The organism is Bartonella sp. AA168HLJHH (assembly GCF_042197365.1).
In the GTDB taxonomy this organism is placed as follows: Bacteria; Pseudomonadota; Alphaproteobacteria; order Rhizobiales; family Rhizobiaceae; genus Bartonella.
Genome location: NZ_JBHIRS010000004.1, coordinates 127562 through 133737, shown reverse-complemented (window position 1 = coordinate 133737; position 6176 = coordinate 127562). Strand labels below are relative to the sequence as shown.

The window sequence follows — 6176 nt, the reverse complement described above, 5'->3', positions numbered from 1 at the left end:
ACATATGTTTTTGTTATCTGATCAATTTTATTGAAAAGTTGCGTGAACACTGTAAAGTCCATGGAATTCCTCTTTAAAGAATTTTCAACTTTTTATATGATTTTTAAGCATTTTTCGTTGAACTTTTTAAGGATAAAATTAAACTTCGTAGACCTTTTTGATCTATGAGAGAAAATTGAGTATTACGCATTAACTTTTTCTTTTTACGAGCATACAGGGAAATAATATACAAAATGTTATTATAAAAGCTTTACCTAATAAATCTTATGGTAGGCATTTTCGTGTTTTTACTATTCAAAATTTTTATGTTATGCTTATCTTTCTGTTGTTTGATAAGTGTATGTTCAGCATTGCGTAAATGTGTAACCATTTGTAGTTTTGCTGTTTCATTTTGTAGCATAGCAAGCATTCCAATTATATGTGCTTGTAACTCGGCAATACTTTTTAGATCTTTTGTTGTCGTGATTTCTTTTAATAGTTCTTCAATTTGCTGAAAACGATTGTTTGCTTCTTGAAAAGTTTTTAAACTTACGGCTTTATCAGTGATGGCTGCATATTGGATGCGCTTGTTGATAAAACTGCTAGATTCATGGATAGTGACAGGAATTTCTTCTTCTTTTAAAATATTTTCAAGTGATGTAGATAGAGCAGAAGTTTTATTTCTATTGTAGAGATTCTCTGGATTTTTGAGAAAAAAGCTACTGTGATCTGTTTGTACATTTTTAAGCTTTTTAGTGTCGAATTTTTGGCTTCCCGTTATAGATTCGTGTATCTTTTTTGTTTCCTCAAGTTGTTTTTTTAGCATATCGAGAAGTTGGGCATCAGGTGGCGCTTTCTTTTGCTGTGGAGTTTTTTTAGGCTTTGATCTATTTGAAGATGACTTTCCAAAAAAATTGGGCCACGTCGTTGGAACTGATGCTCCCAAATCCGCCGCCCCAGCACCCCAAACCCAAGCCATCGCTGGGTTTGAAATCCCTAAAGTTATTACAACTACTATTGAAATGACCTTTTTTTTCATGTTTCCCTCCTGTCATTTTTTGCGTGCTGTAAGAAAATTGGCAACCATATTGCTGGATCATCACCAACTTCTGCGATAATGCTTTCGGCTAACTCTGCGTTATCAGGCGTTCCTGATAACACCAAGAGCTCGTCACTAAAGTCGTGTTCGATGGTTTTTCCATCGCGTGTCAGGTGGAATTTACCAAGATTCAGTTCTGCAAGCGCAGATTGATCACCTTGCTTAATGAGGAATTGGCGACTAAACTCACCAAGTCCTTTAACGAGTTCAAATTCGGCATCTGTTAGTTTAAAGCCTTTTGTATAATCTTCATAATTTGCTTTGGGATTGGCTAGAAAAATGTAAGTTGCACACTGTTGAATGAGTGTTTTGGCAATATTACTTTCCAAGGCATCGCTAGGCTCTTGTGTTGCATAAACAAAAATACCATTTTGTTTACGGATAGTCTTTTGTTTATTTTTCGCTAAATCTTCAAAGTACGGATCTTGCAAAGGCTTCCAAAACTCGTCAAAGATATACATAAATCGCTGTCCGCTAATCATGCCTTCTGTGCGGTAAAGCAAATACATCATCACTGGAGTGCGAGTTTCAAAATTATCTAAGAATTCCGTGATATCAAAGCCGTAAATTTGATGTGTTGAGAGATCAAGAGCATCATGGGGATTATCAAACAACCACCCATAATCACCACCTTCACACCATTTTAGTAAGCGAGCATGAACAGATGGCTGAGCATTATAATCACTTAAACGTGGATTTGGTAAAAATTGTACTAGAAAGGACAAACGACGGAGTGATCGGTCAATGTTAGCACTCATAACAGACATAACTGCTTTGTTAATTTCTTCTTCGTCGTGATGCGTGACCTCACCACCAGCTTCTGCCAATTTTTTAACAAATTGTTTCAAAAAAATCAGATTTTCTTGTGTTGGTGGGAGTTGGAAAGGATTGAAACCACTTTTTCTGCCTGGCTTGAATGTTAAATATTTTCCACCCATCGCTCGAATGGCAATTTCCATGCCACGATCTTTATCAAAAACAACAGTTGTCGGCTTAAATTTTTGTGCTTGTGCTAACAAAAAGCCGAGTAACACGGTTTTACCCGAACCAGATTGTCCGATAAGCGCGGTATTACCAAGTAAACGTTTATCTGTCGAGTCTTCTTCAAGTTTGGAGGCATGAAAGTTGAAATAAAGCGGTGTTTTACTGGTTGTTTTAAGAATTGTGACGGCTGGACCCCATGGGTTACCAGTGGGTTTTCCTGACATAAAATTATGAAAAGATGAAAATGATAAAAAATTCAATGATGTAATCGGAGCAGGACGCGGTCTCCATTTCCAATTGCCAGGAAGTTGTGCCCAATAGCCAGCCTCTATTGCTAAGTCTACAGGTTTGGGCAGTACCGCAACGTCTAGTAATGCTGCACTTGCTTTGGCCATATGGTCGCGAACTTGTTGAATTGTATCACCATAGATCGTCAATGTGCAGTGATGTTCTCCCATGACAAAATGCCCACTGATAAGCTGGTTTAGTGCTTCGTCAATTTGTTCAATTTGGCTCGTTGCCACATCTCGTGCATCAATAAGATTACGCTGATGCCGTTGTAAATAATCTTTAGCAGCATGTCGGGAGAGAACTGAAAAGCTTTGCGTCAATACGAACTCGAAGTCACTTTCCAACAAAACATTTAATTGTCCTGGTTTGGTTGTTGCATCATATTCTTTAATTTCCAGCATTCCAAATCGACGCATTCCACTGGTTGTTCGCAGTTCACCAAGAGCGCCCCATTTTGAGAAAAAAGGTCGATTGACAGACATATAGTCAGCAAAACGGTCATGGCAAATTGGCATAGGGCGATATTCACCATTGACAAGCATTCCAAGGAATTCAAGTGCAGAAGAATAAACATGCCCATTTTTTTCATAAGCACCAAGAAGTTCTGCACCGTAACGGTTTAAAGATTGGCCTAAAGTACGATTGATGTCATTGAGTTCTTTGATACATGTGTCTTGTCGCATCTTTTTTTGATCAAGCGTTTCACGTTCATGCTTAGAAAAGAACGACATAATTTTATCCGCTATCGGTTGAAAAATGACAGTCAGATATAAATCATTGACCATCAAATTATAACCAGTAAAGCTTTGTCGATATTTTTCATCAAGCTGATAGCAAAACATTTGATCAAATGTTGAATCAGGATATTCATAAACACGGCGGCGCACAATATGCGTCCAAAATGATAAATTGGCCGATGCAATACCCCGTAGAGTATTGTTAAGCTCTTTTACCCATTGAAAAATATCTTCTTCTGAAGAGCTTTGATGTGAACGCCCGTCAATTTTCCAAATTGACAAATATTCCGCATTTTTAGTAGAAATAATCGTATCTGTGATATGATGTGAATAAGGCAGAAACAGGCTTACAGGTGCCTCTGATGCAAGGCGTTTGCTGCTTTCAACAGCTGTCATGTTTATCTCCTTTTACTATAATCAGAGGGACTATAACTTGATGCGCCCCAAAAACCTTTGTTGCGATTGCGAAATTTAGTATCGATCCATAACCACCAGATACGAAACGCCTTATCATCGTTTTTAGTAATTTGCACCATAATGAACCATAACGGAGGTGCCATAATCCACAAAAAGATACTTACTGTCATAGCAATAACAGCGACCCCCATAACCATAACGATAAATGGCATCATGGGGACACCCCATATCGTTGGAACACGTGTTGCTCCTTTGAATAGGGGGAATTCTTTTTGTTCTTGTGATTTCATGGGGTGCTCTTGTCAGTAGAGGTAAAATAATATGTGGCTAATATAAAAGGCTGCACCAGCAATAATGACGCTGAAGGCCCATCGTATAAATGTAGCTCTTGCGATGATGCGAAATATATAAATAAGCAAAAGTAATAAAAGAATAATGAGGGCAACGATAGGAATAAGTACACTTAATCCATATTGCATTCCTATGAAGGCATCCAAGCTCTCTGTTTCCGTCTGAGCATATGCAGATTGCATTATTAACAACATCATTGAAGTGATGATAATAACATTAATCCTGTTGCACGTCTTCGCTTGAAACGTATTTGATTGTTTCATATTCTTTATCCCCTTTTAATTAAAGTTGCTATAAATAATATCCCTTTTTTCAGTATGGCTACATTATTACTAGTACACACCTATAATCGATGGATATTAAAAACATTACGTGTTATACTGATTCATGAATTACCTTTCAATAATATTGCAGTAAGTTTGGTTGTAGAGGGCACGATAATAATACTGATTGCCTATCGTATAAACGTATCGTATTGTATTATTTGTAATTGATGCCATTATTATGGTGTTGTAAATAGCAGTGTAACAAGTTGGGTTGCTGAACCTGCGATAACGACCCCGATTGCCCATCGTACAAATGTGTCTTTTCCGATGTAGCGTCCTGCATAACCAATTGCTAAGCATAATAGTATAATAGCAGCAGCAATAGGTATAATTTTTTGAATATCGCCCTGTAAACCTTCTAAAGCGCTCTCTGCATTTGTTAAAGTGCTCGCTTTGGCGGCGTAAGCAGAATTATTCACAAAGAACGCAGTTATAGCTGCAGAAAATGCGATGATTTTGTTGTTACTTTTCAGTTTGAGATTAATTAATTTTTTCATATCTCACTCTTATTAAAGTTCTAGATAACATATTGTATTTATAATTGATACCATTATTATGTTGTTTTAAATAGCAGAGTAACAAGTTGGGTTGCAGAACCTGCGATGACAACACCGATTGCCCACCGTACAAATGTGTCTTTTCCGATGTAGCGTCCTGCATAACCAATTGCTAAGCACAACAGTATAACGGCAGCAGCGATAGGGATAATCACTTTTAAATCTGTCTGTAAGCCTGTTAGAGCTGTCTCTGCATTTTTTAAAACGCTTGCGCTGGCGGCGTAAGCAGAACTATCCATAAAAAACGCAGTTATAGCTGCAGAAAATGCGATGATTTGGTTGTTACTTTTCGGTTTTAGATTAATTAATTTTTTCATATCTCACTCTTATTAAAGTTCTAAATAACATATTGTATTTATAATTAATGCTATTAGTTTGTTGTTTTAAATAGTAGAGTAACAAGTTGGGTTGCTGAGCCAGCGACGACAACGCCAATTGCCCAGCGTACAAATGTATCCTTTTCTATGTAGCGGCCTGCGTAACCAATTGCTAAGCATAAAAGTATAACAGCAGCAGCGATAGGGATAATCACTTTTAAATCTGTCTGTAAAGCTGTTAGAGCGTCCGATGCATTTGTTAAAACCGATGGTTTGGCTTGTGCATGAGCAGAACTATTTATAAAGAACGCAATCATAGCAGCAGAAAATGCGATGATTTTGTTGTTATTTTTCGATTGAATACTAATTAATTTTTGCATATTTCACTCTTAATTAAAATCTAGATAATATTTTTATATGAACAAACATATTGTATTTTATAATTTATAATTAATGCCATTATTATGTTGTTTTAAATAGCAGTGTAACAAGTTGGGCTGCTGAACCTGCGATAACGATCCCGATTGCCCACCGTATAAATGTGTCTTTTCCGATGTAGCGTCCTGCATAACCAATTGCTAAGCATAATAGTATAATAGCAGCAGCAATAGGTATAATTTTTTCAATATCGCCTTGTAACCCCTTTAGAGCTGTCTCCGCATTTTTTAAAGTTACTGCTTGGGCTTGTGCATGAGCTGAATTACCCATAAAAAACACAGTTAAAGCTGCAGAAAATGCAGCAATTTTATTACGAGCTGTTGTGTGAAGAATATTTAATTGTTTCATGTTCTTTATCCTGATTAAGATTAAAACTCCCACAAATGACCCCTCTTTCATGAAGAAACTTAAAAAGATATTTTGGATCAGCCCAAGTTCTTAGTTTTCCTCTTTGTGTAAGTAACGTATATTTATTTGGCTTTCCGGTGATTGGATCATCGGAAATAAACGTAAAATACCATTCCCTTTCTGAAAGCATCACGACTGTAATCTCACGTGCTGCTTTTTGACTAAATGCTATATCAACGCTGTTTTGTTCTATCATTTTCATTATCGTTGCCCTCAATTAGAATAGATTTTGTTCAATCTTACTAATTAGAGCTTTAACATTTTCTTATCTA

9 protein-coding genes are annotated in these 6176 nt (G+C 36.7%); all 9 read right to left on the bottom strand.

The genetic code is table 11. The features are described 5' to 3' along the window. Positions 1-250 precede the first annotated feature (250 nt). Positions 251-1018 (bottom strand): type IV secretion system protein, encoded by a 768-nt coding sequence (locus tag ACFINM_RS04405; protein WP_375617807.1) that lies wholly within the window; start codon positions 1016-1018, stop codon positions 251-253. Further along, positions 1015-3486: a VirB4 family type IV secretion/conjugal transfer ATPase gene (locus ACFINM_RS04400; RefSeq protein WP_375640688.1), complete on the bottom strand. Its 2472-nt coding sequence runs from the start codon at positions 3484-3486 to the stop codon at positions 1015-1017. Before ACFINM_RS04400 ends, ACFINM_RS04405 begins: the two co-directional genes overlap by 4 nt. Positions 3487-3488: 2 nt before the next feature. Beyond that, positions 3489-3797 carry a type IV secretion system protein VirB3 gene (locus ACFINM_RS04395; protein WP_375606609.1) on the bottom strand — a complete coding sequence of 103 codons (309 nt, stop codon included), beginning with the start codon at positions 3795-3797 and terminating at the stop codon, positions 3489-3491. Between the two features lie 12 nt (positions 3798-3809). Continuing rightward, positions 3810-4121 (bottom strand): conjugal transfer protein, encoded by a 312-nt coding sequence (locus ACFINM_RS04390; RefSeq protein ID WP_375640681.1) that lies wholly within the window; start codon positions 4119-4121, stop codon positions 3810-3812. A gap of 239 nt (positions 4122-4360) precedes the next feature. Continuing rightward, positions 4361-4681: a VirB2 family type IV secretion system major pilin TrwL gene (trwL, locus tag ACFINM_RS04385; RefSeq protein ID WP_375640677.1), complete on the bottom strand. Its 321-nt coding sequence runs from the start codon at positions 4679-4681 to the stop codon at positions 4361-4363. 56 nt (positions 4682-4737) lie between these two features. Further along, positions 4738-5058: a VirB2 family type IV secretion system major pilin TrwL gene (trwL, locus tag ACFINM_RS04380; RefSeq protein ID WP_375640673.1), complete on the bottom strand. Its 321-nt coding sequence runs from the start codon at positions 5056-5058 to the stop codon at positions 4738-4740. A gap of 53 nt (positions 5059-5111) precedes the next feature. Next, positions 5112-5438 carry a VirB2 family type IV secretion system major pilin TrwL gene (trwL, locus tag ACFINM_RS04375; RefSeq protein WP_375640669.1) on the bottom strand — a complete coding sequence of 109 codons (327 nt, stop codon included), beginning with the start codon at positions 5436-5438 and terminating at the stop codon, positions 5112-5114. An 82-nt stretch (positions 5439-5520) separates the two neighbouring features. Next, positions 5521-5844 (bottom strand): VirB2 family type IV secretion system major pilin TrwL, encoded by a 324-nt coding sequence (gene trwL / locus ACFINM_RS04370; protein ID WP_375640664.1) that lies wholly within the window; start codon positions 5842-5844, stop codon positions 5521-5523. Continuing rightward, positions 5807-6106, bottom strand: a complete 300-nt coding sequence (gene korA / locus ACFINM_RS04365; RefSeq protein ID WP_015857010.1) for a KorA family transcriptional regulator — start codon at positions 6104-6106, stop codon at positions 5807-5809. Before korA ends, trwL (ACFINM_RS04370) begins: the two co-directional genes overlap by 38 nt. Positions 6107-6176: the final 70 nt, after the last annotated feature.

Bases quoted from the DNA above. Each gene is read 5' to 3' on its own strand.
- trwL (WP_375640669.1), bottom strand. From the start codon at position 5,438: ATGCAAAAATTAATTAGTATTCAATCGAAAAATAACAACAAAATCATC.
- ACFINM_RS04405 (WP_375617807.1), bottom strand. From the start codon at position 1,018: ATGAAAAAAAAGGTCATTTCAATAGTAGTTGTAATAACTTTAGGGATT.
- trwL (WP_375640673.1), bottom strand. From the start codon at position 5,058: ATGAAAAAATTAATTAATCTAAAACCGAAAAGTAACAACCAAATCATC.
- trwL (WP_375640677.1), bottom strand. From the start codon at position 4,681: ATGAAAAAATTAATTAATCTCAAACTGAAAAGTAACAACAAAATCATC.
- korA (WP_015857010.1), bottom strand. From the start codon at position 6,106: ATGAAAATGATAGAACAAAACAGCGTTGATATAGCATTTAGTCAAAAA.
- trwL (WP_375640664.1), bottom strand. From the start codon at position 5,844: ATGAAACAATTAAATATTCTTCACACAACAGCTCGTAATAAAATTGCT.
- ACFINM_RS04400 (WP_375640688.1), bottom strand. From the start codon at position 3,486: ATGACAGCTGTTGAAAGCAGCAAACGCCTTGCATCAGAGGCACCTGTA.
- ACFINM_RS04395 (WP_375606609.1), bottom strand. From the start codon at position 3,797: ATGAAATCACAAGAACAAAAAGAATTCCCCCTATTCAAAGGAGCAACA.
- ACFINM_RS04390 (WP_375640681.1), bottom strand. From the start codon at position 4,121: ATGAAACAATCAAATACGTTTCAAGCGAAGACGTGCAACAGGATTAAT.